Source organism: Pseudomonas saxonica (genome assembly GCF_007858365.1).
Lineage (GTDB): Bacteria > Pseudomonadota > Gammaproteobacteria > Pseudomonadales > Pseudomonadaceae > Aquipseudomonas > Aquipseudomonas saxonica.
In genome coordinates this window covers 119,233-136,791 of sequence record NZ_VFIO01000003.1, presented here as the reverse complement: position 1 = coordinate 136,791, position 17,559 = coordinate 119,233, and the positions used below count along the sequence as shown (strand labels likewise).

Sequence of the window (17,559 nt, the reverse complement as noted above, 5' to 3'; positions counted from 1 at the left end):
TAATCGTTTAATTTTTAATTGAGGATCACCAGTGCCGGAAATTCCGAAACACGGCTGGAAGTGATGCTGGCCAGGGAACGAATGATGTCCAGTGGCTGGTCGAGCCGGTAATTTCCGGTTACGGCGACCTGTGAGAGCTTTTCGTTGTTGTTGATGATCCAGCCGGGGTAATAACGGCGTACTTCATCAAGCACTTTACCCATCGGGCAGTTCTCAAACACTAAACGTCCCTGAACCCAGGCCAGGTCGGTTTGCGGATTGAGCTTCGCGGTCTTGCTGAAACCGTTGGGGCCAATGCTGACACTGTTACCCGCAGACAGGCGCATTTGTGTGCCCACGCTGTTGACCTGTAATTCCACATTACCGCGTTGTACCCGTACTTGCGCTTCACCGTTGAGGTAGCGCACGGCAAAAGCGGTATCGCGCACGCTGACGCGAACCGGGCCAGCGTCGAGCACCAAGGGAAATTCAAGGTTGGCTGGAATTTCAAAAAAAGCCTCGCCCTGCAACAGCCGCGCGCTGGCCTGTGCATTAACGACTTTGCTGGAAAATGCAGAATTGGTGTTCAGCAGGACTTTGGAGCCGTCTTCGAGTTGCAGGCGCTGACGCTCACCGATCACGGTCAAATGATCGGCTTGTAGGCGCATGGGCACATTGCTGTAAGTGCCCACCGTCAATACCAGCACGGCAGCTGCGGCGACGTGTTTCCAGTGACGGCTGATGCGCCGTAACCGGCTTGGCGTGGGCCGAGCGTGCAGGGTTTGAGCGGCCGCCAAAACAGGTTGTCCGTTCCAGATAGCGCTGGCTTTGGCGAAGGCTTGAGCATGTGACGAATCAGCATTGAGCCAGGCATCAAAAGCGACTTTTTGCTCTTCGCTCGCGCACTCAAGGGTAATCAGCCAGTCCAGAGCCTGATCCATGGCGCTGTCGCGCAGCACGTCTTGAGCAGATTTTTGTATATCCGTCACGGGTGTTCCTTGGCAGTCTCAGAACTTTCTTACAAGAATCGGCTGTGCAGATTAAGGCCGATTGAGTCTGTCGGCTACCCCGATACAGATCGCCATGATCAATTTGAGTTCTTTTTGAACGGTGCTCAAGGAAACATTCAGTTCTTCGGCGATTTCTTGATAACTGCAACCATGCAGGCGGCTAAGGATGAAAATCCGTTGTTGGCGCGCCGTTAACTGGCTCAGGCTCACACTCAAACGCTCCAGTAATTGCGCGGCTTGATGGGCTTCTTCGGGCGTGCTTAGGGGGGAAGCGACCCCTTCAATAATCTCCGTTGGCACATCTTCGACGACAGTGCGCGATTGAATGCGGCGAGCCCGCAGATGGTCGAGCGCCAGGTTGCGGGCAGTCTGGAAGACAAAAGGCTCAAGGTGCTCAACGGTGCGGTCATTAAGGGCGCGGGCGACGCGCAAGTAAGTCTCTTGCAACAAGTCCTCGGCGGTACTGTGGTTGTTCACCATCCGCTGTAACGTGCGCAGCAAACTTTCCCGCTGAGTAAGGAAGACTTGATTGAAGTGGGACTGACTCACAGAACTACCCGACCGGTTTTGAGCGAATGATAATGCTTATCATCTATGGTGTTGGTCAAGTAATGTTTTGCAAAGAGGGGGAATACAGAGGGTGCAGTGACTGATGAGGAGCGACAGGGTATCGCCAGCGGTGTTTTGATCTGCTTGGGATCTGCTTGTGATCTGCTTGTGATCTGCTTGTGATCTGCTTGTGATCTGGTTTTTGATCTTGATCTGCCGCCCCTTCGGGAGGCCGAATGGAGGTTTCGCGGAGTGGGTCGACCGGCATGGATGCCGGGAGAGCTGCGATCGGGCCAAGGATGGCCCGTCGCAGCGTGCCCACGGAGCGGGACCGGAGTGAGGGACACCTGAGCGAAGCGAGGGCCGTACGCGGGGGCGGAAGCGTTTTGGTTACTTTGTCATGGTCCGACACTCGGCTTTTGCAAAGTGACACGCCGTAAGGGCGTAACCCGTAGAACGTCTTAATACACCCAATGGATATGTACGCAGGCCAATTAAAAGCTTCGAGTACATATCCATTTCATGCTTTTAACTGGAATAAAGGTTTCGCCCATACGGCGAGGCACTTTTGTCAAACAGCCGAGTGTCGGACCACCTTTAAACCCGGCCCTTCAAATACGCGTTGTAATCGGGAACGCGATGCTCATGCGGCTGCCCCATCAAGGGGCTGCTGATTAAATAATCGGCGCTGCATTCATTGCATGCCACGGGAATGTTCCACACGGCGGCCACCCGCAACAGTGCCTTAATGTCCGGGTCGTGCGGCTGGGGCTCGAAGGGGTCCCAAAAGAACACCAGCATATCCACCCGCTGCTCGGCGATACGTGCGCCGACTTGCTGATCACCCCCCAAGGGGCCGCTGATCATGCTTTCAATCGGCAAGCCCAGGCGCTGACTCAACAACAAGCCCGTTGTACCTGTTGCGCACAGGTCGTGCTGGCTGAGGGAGGTTTTGTGGCGCTCGGCCCAGTCCAGCAAAAAGCCCTTGCAGTTATCATGAGCCACCAGGGCGATACGCTTGCGCGCCGCCAGGGAGGCCGTCGTGAAACTGATGCCGATCATCGCGTTACTCCGCGTTGTGCAGCGCCAGGCAGTTGTCGAGCATGCGGTTGGAGAAGCCCCACTCGTTGTCATACCACGCCAGCACTTTCAGCAATTTGCCACTGACTTTGGTGTGATTGGCATCAAAAATAGACGAAAGCGGGTTGTGGTTGAAGTCGCTCGACACCAGCGGCAATGCGTTGTAACCCAATACTTTTGAATGTTGGCTGGCTTCTTTGAACACCGCATTGACTTCGGCTGCGGTCGCTTCGCGCTTTAGCTCAATGGTCAGGTCGACCAGTGACACATTAATCACCGGAACGCGCACCGCCATACCGGTCAACTTGCCTGCCAGTTCGGGCAATACCAGGCCTACCGCTTCTGCGGCGCCGGTTTTGCTCGGGATGATGTTGTGCGTGGCCGAACGCGCGCGGTAGGGATCGCTGTGGTACACGTCGGTCAGATTCTGGTCGTTGGTGTAGGCGTGGATGGTGGTCATCAGGCCATTGGCAATGCCGAATTCGCGATTCAGGATTTGCGCAACCGGTGCCAGGCAGTTGGTGGTGCAGGAGGCGTTGGAAATAATTTGATGCGATTGGCGCAGAATGTCGTGGTTAACCCCATAGACTACGGTCGCATCGGCATTTTTGCCGGGGGCAGAGATAATCACTTTGCGTGCGCCAGCGCTGATGTGCGCCTCGGCCTTGCTACGTTCAGTGAACAAACCGGTGCATTCAAATACAACGTCAACCTTCAAATCGGCCCATGGCAGATCAGCCGGGTTACGGATGGCGCTGACAGCAATACGGTCACCGTTGACTGTCAGGCTCTCCTGATCGTGCTCTACGGTCGCATCGAAAGTGCCATGAACGGTGTCGTACTTAAGAAGATGAGCATTAATCGAGCTGTCACCCAGATCGTTAATAGCGACGATCTGCAAGTCTTGGCGGTAGCCTTGGGTATACAGTGCACGCAGGACGTTGCGGCCGATACGGCCAAAACCATTGATTGCGATTCGTAGAGTCATGGGGAGCGCCTGCCTCGATTTGTTGTTGGAATTACAAGATTATTCTCATAAAAATAGAAAACAAGCCATTTAAGTGGCAATATTTTGTTTTATCTACAACGAGTGACCTGAATCAACGGGTCCGAATGATTGAATCGGCGTATCTACGCCCTCGGTCAGCATAGGACACGTACAGGTCGCCACATCCGTTAGCCTGGAGTTCAACACATGCATCCCCGCGTTCTTGAAGTTACCGAGCGTCTTATTGCCCGCAGCCGAGCAACCCGAGAGGCGTATCTGGCGCTGATTCGCGGCGCTGCCAGCGACGGTCCGCAACGCGGCAAGCTGCAATGTGCCAACTTCGCTCACGGGGTGGCCGGGTGCGGTACGGATGATAAAAACAACCTGCGCCTGATGAACGCTGCCAACGTGGCAATTGTTTCTTCCTATAACGACATGCTCTCGGCGCATCAGCCCTACGAACATTTTCCTGAGCAGATCAAGCAGGCGTTACGCGAAATGGGCTCTGTGGGTCAGTTTGCGGGTGGCACCCCGGCCATGTGCGATGGCGTGACTCAAGGCGAAGCAGGGATGGAACTGAGCCTGCTGAGCCGCGAAGTGATTGCACTGTCCACGGCGGTGGCGCTGTCGCACAACATGTTCGATGCCGCAATGATGCTGGGTATTTGTGACAAGATCGTGCCGGGCTTGATGATTGGGGCGCTGCGCTTCGGCCATCTGCCTACTATTTTTGTGCCGGGCGGGCCTATGCCGTCGGGTATTTCCAACAAAGAAAAAGCCGATGTTCGGCAGCGCTACGCTGAAGGCAAAGCCAGTCGCGAAGAGCTGCTGGAGTCGGAGATGAAGTCGTACCACAGCCCTGGCACCTGCACCTTTTACGGCACGGCCAACACCAATCAGTTGCTGATGGAGGTCATGGGGCTGCACTTGCCGGGCGCTTCTTTCGTCAACCCTTACACACCGTTGCGCGATGCACTGACCCGCGAAGCCGCCCATCAGATCACCCGTCTGACCAAGCAAAGTGGCAACTTCATGCCGTTGGGCGAGATCGTGGACGAGCGCTCGCTGGTCAACTCCATTGTGGCGCTGCACGCGACGGGTGGTTCGACCAACCACACGCTGCATATGCCAGCCATTGCCATGGCGGCGGGTATCCAGCTCACGTGGCAAGACATGGCTGACTTGTCCGAAGTCGTACCGACCTTGTCCCATGTGTATCCAAACGGTAAAGCCGATATCAACCACTTCCAGGCCGCAGGCGGCATGGCGTTCCTGATTCGTGAGTTGCTCGAAGCCGGTTTGCTGCACGAGAACGTCAACACCGTGGCCGGCTTTGGCCTGAGCCGTTACACCCGCGAACCGTTCCTGGTTGATGGTGAGCTGGTATGGCGCGACGGGCCGATCGAAAGCCTTGATGAAACAATTCTGCGCCCAGTGGCGCGTGCGTTCTCGTCCGAAGGCGGGTTGCGGGTGATGGAGGGCAATCTGGGGCGCGGTGTGATGAAAGTCTCGGCCGTTGCGCCAGAGCATCAAATCGTAGAAGCCCCAGCGCGTGTGTTCCAGGATCAACAAGAGCTGGCCGATGCGTTCAAGGCGGGTGAACTGGAGCACGACTTTGTGGCGGTCATGCGCTTTCAGGGGCCACGCTCCAATGGCATGCCTGAGCTGCATAAAATGACGCCATTTCTTGGCGTGTTGCAGGACCGCGGCTTTAAAGTCGCGCTGATCACTGACGGGCGTATGTCCGGTGCGTCAGGCAAAATCCCGGCGGCCATCCATGTCAGTCCCGAAGCAGCTGTGGGGGGCGCGCTGGCGAGAGTGCGTGATGGCGACATGATCCGTGTCGATGGCGTAAAAGGCACGTTGCAACTGCTGGTGGATGAGGCAGAATTCGCCGCACGTACTCCGGCAGTCGGCACGCTGAGCAATGCAATCGGCACGGGGCGCGAGCTGTTTGCATTTATGCGCCAGGCCTTCAGTTCAGCTGAGCAGGGCGCCAGTACTTTCACCTCGTCTCTGGAAACCTTGAAATGAAACTCGCGCTGGTCGGTGATATAGGCGGTACCAACGCTCGCTTTGCGTTATGGGAAAACGACCAGTTGCATTCGGTTCAGGTTCTGGCGACTGCTGATTTTGCATGCCCCGAGGACGCCATCAGGCTTTACCTGAGCGGTCTGGATTTAGCGCCGGGGGCGGTAGGTTCGGTGTGCTTGTCCGTCGCCGGGCCAGTCAGTGGCGATGAGTTTCGCTTTACGAATAACCATTGGCGGTTGAGTCGAACGGCGTTTTGCCAGCAATTACAGGTCGACAACCTGCTGCTGATCAATGACTTCAGTGCGATGGCGTTGGGCATGACCCGCTTGCAACCTGACGACATACGTCAGGTCTGTCCCGGCATGGGTGAACCGTCGCGACCGGCAGTGGTGATCGGCCCAGGCACCGGCCTGGGTGTGGGCACGCTGCTGCGTTTGGACAACGGGGAATTCATGGCGTTGCCGGGGGAGGGCGGTCACGTCGATCTCCCTATGAGCAACCCGCGCGAAGTGCAGTTGTGGCAACACATTTACGCTGAAATGGGTCATGTCAGTGCCGAGTCCATCTTGAGCGGCAGCGGTTTGCCCCGTGTCTACCGTGCGATCTGCGCGGTAGATGGCCATACACCTGTGCTGGACAGCGACCGGGCCATCACGGCGGCCGCGCTGGCTGGCGATCCGGTAGCGCTGCAAGTGTTGGAACACTTCAGTTGCTGGCTGGGGCGTGTGGCGGGTAATAACGTCCTAACGGTAGGTGGTCGAGGCGGGGTGTATATCGTGGGCGGGGTGATTCCACGCTTTGCTGATATTTTTCTGGCCAGTGGCTTTGCCCGCAGTTTTGCCGACAAGGGTTGCATGAGCGATTACCTAAAGGGTATTCCGGTGTGGCTGGTTACGGCGCCGTATTCCGGTTTGATCGGTGCGGGCGTGGCGTTGCAGCAGGCGTTCGCTTGAAAAGCACCTCTCCCTGAGGCAGAGGAGGCTGATTTTCGATGTTGTTGAGGCTGCAGGGAGGCAGTTGGGGAGCGAGGGGCGGGCTGCGGGCCATCTATAACAATAAGGAACACCGCTATGAGCGCACACGGCAAATCCATCTTGCTGGTCGATGACGATCAGGACATTCGAGAACTGCTTGATCAATACCTCAGCCGGGCTGGCTTTGTGGTGCATACCGTAGGCGATGGCGCGGGTTTTCGTCAGGCGCTGGAACATGTGCCCTGTGATTTGCTGATCCTTGATGTGATGTTGCCCGACGAGGACGGGTTTAGCCTGTGTCGCTGGGTTCGCCAGCACGCACGCTTTGCCCAGACCCCCATCATCATGCTGACCGCCAGTTCTGACGAGGCCGACAGGGTCATCGGGCTTGAACTGGGCGCGGACGACTACCTGGGTAAACCTTTCAGCCCCCGTGAGCTTCAGGCGCGCATTAAAGCGCTGTTGCGCCGTGCGCAATTTGCAAGCGTTGGGGCGCCGGCGGGAAGCGAAATATTGGCATTTGACGAGTGGCGTCTAAACACCGTGACCCATCGGCTGTTTCATGCCGATGGCGAAGAAGTCATCCTGTCCGGGGCTGACTTTGCACTGCTCAAGCTATTTCTGGATCACCCGCAACAGATCCTTGATCGCGACACGATCGGCAACGCTACCCGTGGCCGCGAGCTGATGCCCCTGGATCGTATTATCGACATGGCGGTCAGTCGCTTGCGCCAACGCCTGCGCGATACCGATAAGCCTCCTCGACTGATACGTACCGTTCGTGGCAGTGGTTACCAATTAGCGGCGCAGGTCGCAGCCGTTCATGGGCTTTAAATTCTTTCGTAAAGTCCGTGTGCCCCGTTCGTTGTTGGGACGCATGTTGCTGCTGACGTTGCTGGCCATTGTGTTGGCACAAACCTTGTCGAGTGCTATCTGGTTGTCACAGTTGCGCACCACCCAACTGGAAGGGCTGGTGACCAGTGCCCGTAGCCTCGCGCGCTCCATGACCGCCACCGTGACCTACTTGCGCTCATTACCCTTGGCTTATCGCCCGCTGGTACTGGATCAAATGCGCAGCATGGGTGGCACACGTTTCTTCGTGAGCCTCAATGACAAGCCTTTAGGGATGCCGACGTTGCCTCCCTCACCCCGCAAGCAAGCGGTACTGGAGGCAGTGGATCAAGTGCTGCGTCAATCCCTGGGCGCTGATGCGGACGTGTCCGTGAAATTTGTCAGCCCCACCGATTTACGCATCTTCAATGCGGGTCTCAAGCTTGAAGAGCTGCCGCGCTCCTGGGCGCACTTTGCCCTGACTCTGGAGCCGGTCAACCCGCCAGTATTGGTCACGCAAATCCAGATGGCGCCGGGTGAGTGGCTGTACATTGCCTCGTTACTGCCCGAGCCCTACACCAGCCTTGAAGAGGAAGGTTTGCCGGCGGTGCAGGTCTGGTTTATCGCACTGAGCAGCATCTTCCTGTTGCTGTTTATCGGTTTGCTGGTGCACTGGCAAAGTCGTCCGCTTAAGCGTCTGGCGCGGGCGGCACGGGATATGTCGTTGGGTGAGGATGAGTTTAAACCGGTTGAAACAGGCGGCGGCAGTGAAGTTGTTGAAGTGGGGCGCGCGTTTAACACCATGCGTGCTCGCATCAGCCGTTATTTGACCGAGCGCAGCCAATTGTTCAGCGCCATTTCCCATGACTTGCGTACACCCATCACCCGCTTGCGATTACGGGTGGAGCTGCTTGAGGACGAGCAGGTGCAGCACAAGTTTGGTCGCGATCTGGATGAGCTTGAAATGCTGGTCAAAGGTGCGCTGCAATGCGTGAAAGACACTGACATTCACGAAAACATTGAACCCGTCGACCTCAATGTGTTGCTCGATTGTTTGATCGAGCCTTACTTGCTCCCCCACGGAAATGGCCGAGTGACCTTGCACGGCAAAGCGCTGAGGCCCTATGCAGGTAAACCGTTGGCTTTACGTCGCTGTATGGGCAACTTGATCGATAATGCCCTCAAGTATGGGCAAAACGCCCATTTGTGCATTGAAGACAACCACAACGCTTTTATGTTGATCGTTGATGACGAAGGCCCAGGCGTTCCTGAACAGCGACTTGAGCAAGTGTTTGAGCCGCACTTCAGGCTATCGGGAAACCAGCAGGGTTATGGCCTGGGGCTGGGTATCGCGCGCAGCATCGCGCACAGTCATGGTGGCGAAGTCAGTTTGCAAAACCTGAGTGCCGGTGGTCTACGCGTTACTTTATGCATGCCGCGAAATGCCGATTGATAGACTCGCGTGCCTGCTCGGCACTTATTGGTAGAACGGGCTCCAGATTAGGGTCTGGTGTGTGTTCAGTGGCAGTTTTTGATGTGTGAGTTTTATCCATCGCAGCCTTGATTCGTTTTTCGCGCACGCAACGGCTGGTCTGGCTGAAGTGCTGCTGTAGTTTTTCCATGGCGACGTCATAAGGTTCGCTGCACAGCGTCAATTGCCGCTCGCGCTCTTGCAGGGCCAGTTGCAAAGCGCCTTCGTTGCCATATCGATCAATACGAAAGCTCTTGCTCAGGTTGTAGCCATGAATCCGCGTCGTAGCTCGCCAGTAGTCCACGTGGTTGGATTGCACGCGATACACGCCTGGATGACCGCTGGTGTTGTTAGGCATTACCCGTTGACGGTTTTCATAGGTGAACACCTGCGGCATTTTTAAAACCAGCAGGTTGCGTACACTTTCTGCGGCCTCTAATGCGGCATATTCGTTTATATAGTCGGCGAAGTTGAAAATTTGCGTGTGCAGTTTGCCTGCGCGCTGAATGTCGATTTTCCAGGCGTAGGGTCGACCGGCATCATCCTTGAGCGGGTAAATAAAGCAGTGATTGCGCTGGGTCAGATTACGCTTTTGCATGGTCTGCATCTCCTGATAAGTGTCGGCATCCGTTCATTTCGTCGTGTCGATGACTAGCAGACTCGCTGAAGTTTTTTGCCAGTACAACGTGGGAAAACGACTTCGGGATGCGTCCTACAGGCAATGCGGAAAATGCTTTATTTCAAAGTAGGGCTATCTTTAGTGCGTCGGCAGGGCCGAGTACTTGTTTTTATTGATAAAAATCCAAACGCTATTTAACTGTCACAGGTTGGTGACATTTGTGCGTCTCTTCGTTACGTGAGTTCCCTTAGCGATGGATACACTCATGACAAGCGCAAGCAAAAGACTTGCTCAGTTATAACAACAAGAAAGGTCATCTCATGCATTCATTCAGCCGCCTCGCGGTTTTCGTCTCTCTCGCCTCTCTCTTTCCTTTGAACGTCTATGCCGCCGACTCCAAAGGCACCGTAGAAGTGGTGCACTGGTGGACGTCGGGTGGTGAAAAAGCCGCTGTGGATGTCCTCAAGTCCCAAGTTGAAAAAGATGGCTTCACCTGGAAGGACGGCGCTGTCGCCGGTGGCGGTGGGGCTACGGCCATGACCGTACTGAAAAGCCGTGCCGTTGCGGGTAATCCGCCTGGCATGGCACAGATCAAGGGGCCCGATATTCAGGAATGGGCGTCCACCGGTCTGCTCGACACAGACGTTCTCAAGAACGTCGCCCAGAGTGAAAAATGGGACGGCCTGCTCGACAAGAAAGTCTCGGATACGGTGAAGTACGAAGGTGATTACGTGGCAGTGCCGGTGAACATTCACCGCGTGAACTGGCTGTGGATCAACCCTGAGGTATTCAAAAAAGCCGGCATCGAAAAGCCCCCTGCCACGCTTGAAGAATTCTACGCGGCGGGCGACAAGCTCAAGGCTGCGGGTTTTATCCCGCTTGCCCATGGTGGCCAGCCTTGGCAGGACAGCACTGTTTTCGAAGCGGTGGTGCTGTCAGTGATGGGTGTGGATGGCTACAAAAAAGCCCTGGTCGATCTGGATAACGACACCTTGACCGGCCCGCAAATGGTCAAGGCGCTTACTGAGCTGAAGAAAGTCGCCACCTACATGGACCCGGATGGCAAAGGTCAGGACTGGAACCTGGAGGCCGCCAAAGTCATCAACGGCAAGGCCGGCATGCAGATCATGGGCGACTGGGCCAAGAGCGAATGGACTGCGGCGAAAAAAGTCGCAGGCAAGGACTATCAGTGCGTTGCCTTCCCGGGTACCGACAAAGCCTTTACCTACAACATCGACTCGCTGGCAGTGTTCAAACAGAAAGACGCCGGCACAGCCGCTGGTCAGCAGGACATCGCCAAGGTGGCCTTGGGTGAAGATTTCCAGAAGGTCTTCAGCATCAACAAGGGTTCCATTCCGGTGCGCAACGACATGCTGAACGACATGGGCAAATACGGATTTGACGCCTGTGCCCAAACGGCTGCCAAAGACTTTCTGGCGGACGCCAAGTCCGGCGGCTTGCAACCAAGCATGGCGCACAACATGGCGACCACGCTGGCTGTACAGGGTGCGTTCTTTGATGTCGTAACCAACTTCATCAACGACCCGAATGCCGACCCTGCCGATACCGCTAAAAAACTCGGCGCAGCGGTCAAGTCAGCCAAGTAATCCTTAATGCGGCAGGTCCTCCAGATTGGAGGGCTTGTCTGGATTGCGGGTCAGTCATTCCCTGTCAACGCTGAAAACCCAGTTCAGCAAAGACCTTGTTGTTTTCTTTCCTGCATGGATTTCTCCCATGAGTTCTGTTGCTGTGTTCAGCAAAGTCTCACCCCTCGATGCCTTGCAGCGCTGGCTACCCAAACTGGTACTGGCGCCCAGCATGTTCATCGTTCTGGTGGGCTTTTATGGCTATATCCTGTGGACGCTTGTGCTGTCGTTCACTAACTCGACTTTTTTGCCGACCTACAAGTGGGTCGGTCTGGCTCAATACCAGCGTTTGTTCGACAACGACCGTTGGTGGGTGGCCAGTAAAAACCTGGCGGTATTCGGTGGCATGTTTATCGCCATCACCTTGGTGATTGGCGTGACGCTGGCGGTATTTCTCGATCAGCGAATTCGCCGCGAAGGGTTCATTCGGACCATCTATCTGTATCCCATGGCGCTTTCGATGATCGTGACCGGTACGGCCTGGAAATGGCTGCTCAACCCGGGCATGGGGCTGGACAAGCTGCTGCGGGACTGGGGCTGGGAGGGCTTTCGCCTTGACTGGCTGATTGACCCTGATCGCGTGGTGTACTGCCTGGTGATCGCTGCCGTATGGCAAGCCTCGGGCTTTATCATGGCCATGTTCCTGGCCGGCCTGCGCGGTGTGGATCAATCGATCATTCGTGCGGCCCAGATCGATGGCGCGAGCTTGCCGCGAATCTACTGGACCGTGGTGTTGCCCAGCCTGCGGCCGGTGTTCTTCAGTGCAGTCATGATTCTGGCGCATATCGCGATCAAGAGTTTTGACCTGGTGGCAGCGATGACAGCCGGTGGTCCGGGCTACTCATCTGATCTGCCCGCCATGTTCATGTATTCCTTCACCTTCAGTCGTGGCCAGATGGGCGTGGGGTCGGCCAGCGCCATTTTGATGCTCGGTGCGATTCTGGCGATCATTGTGCCTTACCTGTACTCCGAGTTAAGGGCCAAGCGTCATGACTAGTTTCGTGGGTAAATCATCCTTGAGCTTGAGTCGCCTCGCGATTTACGCCGTGCTTATTCTCGCCGTGTTGCTGTATCTAGTGCCTTTGGTGGTCATGCTGTTGACCAGCTTCAAGACCCCCGAAGACATTAGCACCGGTAACTTGCTCAGTTGGCCGACCGTCGTCACCGGCATAGGCTGGGTCAAGGCCTGGGCCACCGTAGACAGTTACTTCTGGAACTCCATCAAAATCACCGTCCCGGCGGTGCTGATTTCGACGGCGATCGGTGCGTTGAATGGCTATGTGCTGTCGATGTGGCGCTTTCGCGGTTCGCAGTTGTTCTTTGGCCTGTTGCTGTTTGGCTGCTTTCTGCCGTTTCAGACCGTGCTGCTGCCGGCGTCATTCACCTTGGGCAAGATGGGGCTGGCCAGCACCACTACGGGGCTGGTATTCGTCCACGTGGTTTACGGGTTGGCGTTTACCACGCTGTTCTTTCGTAACTACTACGTCAGCATTCCCGATGCTCTGGTCAAGGCTGCCCGCATGGACGGTGCAGGTTTCTTCACCATTTTCCGGTTGATCATTTTGCCCATGTCGACGCCGATCATCATGGTCTGCCTGATCTGGCAATTCACGCAGATCTGGAATGACTTCCTGTTTGGGGTGGTGTTCTCCAGCGGCGAATCGCAGCCCATTACCGTGGCCCTGAATAATCTGGTCAACACCAGCACAGGTGCCAAGGAATACAACGTGGACATGGCGGCGGCGATGATCGCCGGGCTGCCGACTCTGCTGGTCTATGTGGTCGCAGGCAAGTATTTCGTGCGCGGGCTTACGGCCGGCGCAGTCAAGGGGTAAGGCATGGCAACGCTCGAATTACGTAACGTCAACAAAAGCTACGGCAAGGGTTTGCCCGATACGCTCAAAAACATTGAACTGAAAATCGATGACGGCGAATTTTTGATCCTGGTGGGGCCTTCGGGCTGCGGCAAGTCAACCTTGATGAACTGCATCGCCGGGCTTGAAAGCATTAGCGGCGGCTCGATTCTGGTGGATGAAGCCGACATCAGCGGCATGAGCCCCAAAGACCGCGACATCGCCATGGTGTTTCAGTCTTATGCGCTGTACCCGACCATGAGCGTGCGCGACAACATCGCATTCGGTCTAAAGATCCGAAAAATGAGTGCGGCAGCGATCGATGAAGAAGTCGCTCGTGTGGCCAAGTTGCTGCAAATCGAACACCTGCTCAAGCGCAAGCCCGGTCAGTTATCGGGCGGCCAACAGCAGCGCGTCGCAATGGGACGGGCGCTGGCGCGGCGACCCAAGATTTACCTGTTTGACGAACCGCTGTCTAACCTCGACGCAAAGTTGCGGGTTGAGATGCGCACCGAAATGAAGCTGATGCACCAGCGACTTAAAACCACCACTGTCTACGTCACCCATGACCAGATTGAAGCCATGACACTGGGCGATAAAGTGGCGGTTATGAAAGATGGGATCATTCAACAGTTTGGTACGCCGAAGCAGATTTATAACGATCCGGCCAATCTGTTTGTCGCCAGTTTTATTGGTTCACCGCCGATGAACTTTATTCCGGTGCGCTTGCAGCGCCGCAATGACTGTTTGCTGGCTGTACTGGAAAGCGGACAGTCACGGTGCGAGTTGCCGTTGGCCTTAAGCGATGCGGGGCTGGAGGACCGAGAGTTGATCTTGGGCATTCGCCCCGAGCAAATAGTATTGGCGTCAAGTGAACTCAGTAATTTGCCCATTCTGCGAGCAGAAGTGCAAGTTGTAGAGCCAACTGGGCCTGATACTTTGGTTTTTGTAAACATCAATAACACTAAGGTCTGCTGTCGTTTGACACCGGATTCTGCTCCTGACTCCGGCCAAAATCTAACTCTACAGTTCGATTCCAGTAAAGTGTTACTATTTGATGCTAATACTGGTGAACGTCTCAGGGCCTTGTGTGTGCCTCAAGAATGCGTGGCGTAGTTCAGGCGTGTTGAGTTTAGGCAAATAATTTGCTGCCTGCTCTGTTTGAGCTATACCACGTACACAGTCGAATAAAGAAATTTGAGGAATATGGGATGGACAACAGAATCACTCGCCCTCGACTGGCGTGCCAGCTTTTAGCTGTAGCATCGCTAGGGCTTTGTGCCAGCAACAGTTTTGCCGCGGAAGAAGCCTTCAGCGCTGACTCCAAGTGGATGTTCGGTGACTGGGGTGGTACACGGACTGAACTGCTGGAAAAAGGCTACGACTTTACCCTCGATTACGTGGGTGAAATGGGTAGCAACCTTCAGGGCGGCTACAACAAGAACACCACGGCACGATACAGCGACCAGTATGGCCTTGGGGTCAAAATGGATCTTGAAAAGATCCTGGGCTGGAAAGATACCGAGTTCAAGGCAATGATTACTGCCCGTCAAGGCAATAACATTTCCAATGACCGTATTGGCGATCCGCGCGTTGGCACACTGAGTTCTTCTCAAGAAGTGTGGGGTCGTGGCCAAACAGTACGTTTGACCCAATTGTGGATCAAACAAAAGTACTTTGACGGAAAGCTGGATGTTAAAGCCGGTTATTTCGGTGAAGGTGAAGACTTCAACTCATTCCCTTGTGATTTCCAGAGCCTGTCATTGTGTGGTTCCCAAGTGGGCGACTATGACGGCGGTGTTTGGTACAACTGGCCCGTCAGTGTTGCGGCTCTTCGCGTGAAGTACAACATCACGCCAGAGTTCTACGCGCAGATCGGTGCGTACAACATGAACCCTTCGCAGCTGGAGTCCGGTAACGCCTTCAAGCTGAGCGGCAGCGGCACCAAAGGTACTGTGCTTCCCGTTGAGTTGGTATGGTCGCCCAAGGTCAATGGCCTGCCGGGTGAATACCGTGTGGGTTACTACAAAAGCACTGCAGATGCTGACGACGTCCGTAAAGATGTAAACGGTCAGGACGCGGTCATTACCGGTAATGCCTTCCGCAGCCACGACAGCAAGTACGGTTACTGGTTGGTTGTGCAGCAGCAGCTCACCACTCATAACGGTGATGCTTCTCGTGGTCTGCACTTCTCGGCCAACGCCACGTTCCATGACAAAGACACCAACATGATCGACAACTATCAGTCGTTGATGCTGGTTTACAAAGGCCCGTTCGATTCGCGTCCTAAAGATGATATCGGCATCGGTGTCGCTCGTATTCACGTCAACGACGACGTGACCAAAGGTGAGCGTCTGCTGAATGCTTACAACGATGTGTCCAACTACGACAACCCGTTGTATCAGCCAGTGCAGCACACTGAGTACGACATTGAAGTCAATTACGGTTTCCATGTGACCAACTGGTTGACCTTGCGTCCTAACTTGCAGTACATCAAGCACCCAGGTGGTGTGACTCAAGTAGAAAATGCTCTGGTTGGCGGCCTGAAGATTCAAGCTGCATTCTAAGTCGCACTTTCAAGCGCTTGGAAATTGCCCGAAACGGACAGCCTAGGCTGTCCGTTTTTGTTTCAGTACGTCACCTTTCAGCGGGCAGGCCCGCACGATTTCAGGACTGCGGCACATGCATGAAAACCCGCTTCACCGCTTTTATAAATCCAAGCGCGAGCAACCGATCTTCCAGTGGGAGCGCTTTCAGCAGCGCGACGTATTGGTCATTGATCACCCGCATTGCCAGGCGGTGTTCAGTCGTCAGGGGGCTCAGTTGCTGCACTTTCAGCCGACCGGGCAAAAGCCCTGGCTGTGGTGCGCTGCCAAGTGGCCTCAGGTGGGGGCAATTCGTGGAGGGGTTCCCATTTTTTGGCCCTGGTATGGCCGCCATCCCAGCGAAAATGCGTGGCCATCCCACGGTTGGGCGCGTTTGATTGACTGGAAACTGTTGAGCAGCAGTTCAGATGAAGACGGGGTTTCCTTGCACTGGCGCTTGCAGTTGTGTGACTGGCAGGTTGATTTGCATGCGCGTCTGGGTGAAGAGATGGAACTGCGCCTGAGCACTGAGCATCAGGACGATGAACCTTGCCAAGTGAGTCAGGCGTTGCGCGCATACTGGCGTATTGGCGACGTCGCGGAGGTAGCGCTGTCTGGGCTCGAAGGTGCTCATGGTTATGATCAGCTGAATCGACAAGTCTGCCAGCAACAAGGTGAGTTACGCGTCGAAGGCGGTTGCCAGCGCGTGTTCCAGCAAGAAGGTGAAATGCAGCTCAATGACTACGCCTGGCAACGGGCATTGAGTATCGACACCGGTGACACAGCCAATACTGTGGTGTGGCATCCCGGTAAGCGCCCCTTGTTGGGCGTGAGCTGGAATGAAGTCATGGGCTTTGTCTGTGTTGAATCTACCAGTGGTGGCACCCATAGCCAGGCGCTTGCCCCTGGTGAGCAAGCGCATTTGAGTCTGCAGGCGCGGGCAGGGTTGTGCAGCGCCTGACATTTATCAGTTGAATTCATCACCGACCGGATACCGGCTGGCATTGAGGCTCTCTTTGATTTTGCGCAGGTGGGGTTGAAAGTCCACGCCACGGCGCAGTGTCATACCCGTCGCCAATACATCCAGCACAGTCAACTGGATGATGCGCGAGGTCATCGGCATATAAATGTCAGTGTCTTCCGGCAGCGGAATATTCAGGCTCAAGGTACTGGCTTTGGCCAGCGGCGAGTTTTCGGCGGTCAGGCCCAGTACTGAAGCGCCATTGGCCCGTGCAATGCGTGCCACTTCCACCAGTTCCCGCGTACGTCCCGTGTAGGAAATAATCACGAATAGCTCGCCAGTGTGCGCCACGGAGGCAATCATGCGCTGCATCAACACGTCAGCATGGGCTGTGACGGCGAGGTTAAAGCGGAAGAACTTGTGCTGGGCATCCAGCGCCACCGGAGCCGAGGCGCCCAGACCAAAAAAGTGGATCTGACGCGCCTGAATCAGCAAATCAACAGCGCGACTGATAAGGTTCGGGTCCAGGGCTTGGCATGCGCTGTCGAGGGACGCAATGGCGCTGCCGAAAATCTTGCGGGTATAAGCTTCTGGATCGTCGTCTGCTTCAACGGCGCGGCTGACATAAGCTGCACCACTGGCCAGACTTTGTGCCAGTTGCAGCTTGAGCTCCGGATAGCCGCTGACGCCGAAGGAGCGGCAAAAGCGATTAACGGTAGGTTCACTGACAGACGCCGCCTGAGCGAGCGCCGCGATGCTGAATCGGGTCGCTTGCTGCGGGTTCTGCAAGATGATTTCAGCCACTTTGCGCTCAGCTTTATTCAGCTCTTCGAGGCGGCCTTTGATTTGTTCGAGTAAATTTCGCACGCGGTCCATTTATGATCCTAGGTTCAGCGATGCAAAGAGCGCCGCTCTAAAGCGAGCCTGTAAGGTGGCCTATCCTACTGATGGTGTGTAATGACCACTAGTAAGATTCTGT

The 17,559-nt window shown here is 55.5% G+C and carries 16 protein-coding genes; 10 read left to right on the top strand and 6 right to left on the bottom strand.

Going from position 1 to position 17,559, the window contains the following annotated elements:
• Positions 1 to 14 precede the first annotated feature (14 nt).
• From FJD38_RS10345 to gap, 4 genes are all read right to left on the bottom strand, one after another.
• Positions 15 to 968, bottom strand: coding sequence for a FecR family protein (locus FJD38_RS10345; RefSeq protein ID WP_425281167.1), 954 nt, complete (start codon positions 966 to 968; stop codon positions 15 to 17).
• Positions 969 to 1,019: 51 nt separating this feature from the next.
• Positions 1,020 to 1,538 carry an RNA polymerase sigma factor gene (locus FJD38_RS10340; protein WP_122781922.1) on the bottom strand — a complete coding sequence of 173 codons (519 nt, stop codon included), beginning with the start codon at positions 1,536 to 1,538 and terminating at the stop codon, positions 1,020 to 1,022.
• Between the two features lie 597 nt (positions 1,539 to 2,135).
• Positions 2,136 to 2,600 carry a methylglyoxal synthase gene (locus FJD38_RS10335; RefSeq protein WP_122783456.1) on the bottom strand — a complete coding sequence of 155 codons (465 nt, stop codon included), beginning with the start codon at positions 2,598 to 2,600 and terminating at the stop codon, positions 2,136 to 2,138.
• Between the two features lie 4 nt (positions 2,601 to 2,604).
• The gene (gene gap, locus FJD38_RS10330; protein WP_122783455.1) at positions 2,605 to 3,606 is read right to left on the bottom strand and encodes a type I glyceraldehyde-3-phosphate dehydrogenase; all 1,002 of its coding nucleotides are present in this window, start codon (positions 3,604 to 3,606) and stop codon (positions 2,605 to 2,607) included.
• Positions 3,607 to 3,813: 207 nt separating this feature from the next.
• On the opposite strand from gap, the gene edd reads away from it, so the two are divergent.
• The 4 genes from edd to FJD38_RS10310 all read left to right on the top strand — a co-directional run bounded on the left by edd (position 3,814) and on the right by FJD38_RS10310 (position 8,898).
• On the top strand, positions 3,814 to 5,640 hold the full coding sequence (gene edd, locus FJD38_RS10325; RefSeq protein ID WP_146385225.1) for a phosphogluconate dehydratase: 1,827 nt from the start codon (positions 3,814 to 3,816) through the stop codon (positions 5,638 to 5,640).
• The gene (locus FJD38_RS10320; RefSeq protein ID WP_146385223.1) at positions 5,637 to 6,593 is read left to right on the top strand and encodes a glucokinase; all 957 of its coding nucleotides are present in this window, start codon (positions 5,637 to 5,639) and stop codon (positions 6,591 to 6,593) included. The genes edd and FJD38_RS10320 overlap by 4 nt, the downstream gene beginning before the upstream one ends.
• A 117-nt stretch (positions 6,594 to 6,710) precedes the next feature.
• Positions 6,711 to 7,448 (top strand): response regulator, encoded by a 738-nt coding sequence (locus tag FJD38_RS10315; RefSeq protein WP_146385221.1) that lies wholly within the window; start codon positions 6,711 to 6,713, stop codon positions 7,446 to 7,448.
• The gene (locus FJD38_RS10310; protein ID WP_146385219.1) at positions 7,438 to 8,898 is read left to right on the top strand and encodes an ATP-binding protein; all 1,461 of its coding nucleotides are present in this window, start codon (positions 7,438 to 7,440) and stop codon (positions 8,896 to 8,898) included. Before FJD38_RS10315 ends, FJD38_RS10310 begins: the two co-directional genes overlap by 11 nt.
• Here the strand turns inward: FJD38_RS10310 and FJD38_RS10305 are convergent.
• Positions 8,867 to 9,514 (bottom strand): AP2 domain-containing protein, encoded by a 648-nt coding sequence (locus FJD38_RS10305; RefSeq protein WP_146385217.1) that lies wholly within the window; start codon positions 9,512 to 9,514, stop codon positions 8,867 to 8,869. The two genes, FJD38_RS10310 and FJD38_RS10305, sit on opposite strands and share 32 nt — an antisense overlap.
• A gap of 341 nt (positions 9,515 to 9,855) precedes the next feature.
• Here FJD38_RS10305 and FJD38_RS10300 point away from each other — a divergent pair, with 341 nt between their 5' ends.
• The 6 genes from FJD38_RS10300 (at position 9,856) to FJD38_RS10275 (ending at position 16,580) form a co-directional block, all read left to right on the top strand.
• On the top strand, positions 9,856 to 11,142 hold the full coding sequence (locus tag FJD38_RS10300; RefSeq protein ID WP_146385215.1) for an ABC transporter substrate-binding protein: 1,287 nt from the start codon (positions 9,856 to 9,858) through the stop codon (positions 11,140 to 11,142).
• A 127-nt stretch (positions 11,143 to 11,269) separates the two neighbouring features.
• On the top strand, positions 11,270 to 12,178 hold the full coding sequence (locus tag FJD38_RS10295) for a carbohydrate ABC transporter permease (protein ID WP_146385213.1): 909 nt from the start codon (positions 11,270 to 11,272) through the stop codon (positions 12,176 to 12,178).
• Complete coding sequence (locus tag FJD38_RS10290) at positions 12,171 to 13,016, top strand: carbohydrate ABC transporter permease (RefSeq protein ID WP_146385211.1); 846 nt, start codon at positions 12,171 to 12,173, stop codon at positions 13,014 to 13,016. The genes FJD38_RS10295 and FJD38_RS10290 overlap by 8 nt, the downstream gene beginning before the upstream one ends.
• A 3-nt stretch (positions 13,017 to 13,019) precedes the next feature.
• A complete protein-coding gene (locus FJD38_RS10285; protein WP_146385209.1) occupies positions 13,020 to 14,150 on the top strand; it encodes an ABC transporter ATP-binding protein in 1,131 nt (376 codons plus the stop codon).
• 95 nt (positions 14,151 to 14,245) lie between these two features.
• Positions 14,246 to 15,601 (top strand): carbohydrate porin, encoded by a 1,356-nt coding sequence (locus FJD38_RS10280; RefSeq protein WP_122783445.1) that lies wholly within the window; start codon positions 14,246 to 14,248, stop codon positions 15,599 to 15,601.
• A 115-nt stretch (positions 15,602 to 15,716) separates the two neighbouring features.
• Positions 15,717 to 16,580, top strand: a complete 864-nt coding sequence (locus tag FJD38_RS10275) for a D-hexose-6-phosphate mutarotase (protein WP_146385207.1) — start codon at positions 15,717 to 15,719, stop codon at positions 16,578 to 16,580.
• A 6-nt stretch (positions 16,581 to 16,586) separates the two neighbouring features.
• On the opposite strand, the gene FJD38_RS10270 is transcribed toward FJD38_RS10275, so the two are convergent.
• On the bottom strand, positions 16,587 to 17,447 hold the full coding sequence (locus FJD38_RS10270; RefSeq protein WP_199750905.1) for a MurR/RpiR family transcriptional regulator: 861 nt from the start codon (positions 17,445 to 17,447) through the stop codon (positions 16,587 to 16,589).
• Positions 17,448 to 17,559: the final 112 nt, after the last annotated feature.

What these genes read in the sequence shown, in the direction of transcription:
- FJD38_RS10335 (WP_122783456.1), bottom strand. Translation starts at nt 2,600, where the DNA reads ATGATCGGCATCAGTTTCACGACGGCCTCCCTGGCGGCGCGCAAGCGT.
- gap (WP_122783455.1), bottom strand. Translation starts at nt 3,606, where the DNA reads ATGACTCTACGAATCGCAATCAATGGTTTTGGCCGTATCGGCCGCAAC.
- edd (WP_146385225.1), top strand. Translation starts at nt 3,814, where the DNA reads ATGCATCCCCGCGTTCTTGAAGTTACCGAGCGTCTTATTGCCCGCAGC.
- FJD38_RS10320 (WP_146385223.1), top strand. Translation starts at nt 5,637, where the DNA reads ATGAAACTCGCGCTGGTCGGTGATATAGGCGGTACCAACGCTCGCTTT.
- FJD38_RS10315 (WP_146385221.1), top strand. Translation starts at nt 6,711, where the DNA reads ATGAGCGCACACGGCAAATCCATCTTGCTGGTCGATGACGATCAGGAC.
- FJD38_RS10310 (WP_146385219.1), top strand. Translation starts at nt 7,438, where the DNA reads ATGGGCTTTAAATTCTTTCGTAAAGTCCGTGTGCCCCGTTCGTTGTTG.
- FJD38_RS10305 (WP_146385217.1), bottom strand. Translation starts at nt 9,514, where the DNA reads ATGCAAAAGCGTAATCTGACCCAGCGCAATCACTGCTTTATTTACCCG.
- FJD38_RS10300 (WP_146385215.1), top strand. Translation starts at nt 9,856, where the DNA reads ATGCATTCATTCAGCCGCCTCGCGGTTTTCGTCTCTCTCGCCTCTCTC.
- FJD38_RS10295 (WP_146385213.1), top strand. Translation starts at nt 11,270, where the DNA reads ATGAGTTCTGTTGCTGTGTTCAGCAAAGTCTCACCCCTCGATGCCTTG.
- FJD38_RS10290 (WP_146385211.1), top strand. Translation starts at nt 12,171, where the DNA reads ATGACTAGTTTCGTGGGTAAATCATCCTTGAGCTTGAGTCGCCTCGCG.
- FJD38_RS10285 (WP_146385209.1), top strand. Translation starts at nt 13,020, where the DNA reads ATGGCAACGCTCGAATTACGTAACGTCAACAAAAGCTACGGCAAGGGT.
- FJD38_RS10280 (WP_122783445.1), top strand. Translation starts at nt 14,246, where the DNA reads ATGGACAACAGAATCACTCGCCCTCGACTGGCGTGCCAGCTTTTAGCT.
- FJD38_RS10275 (WP_146385207.1), top strand. Translation starts at nt 15,717, where the DNA reads ATGCATGAAAACCCGCTTCACCGCTTTTATAAATCCAAGCGCGAGCAA.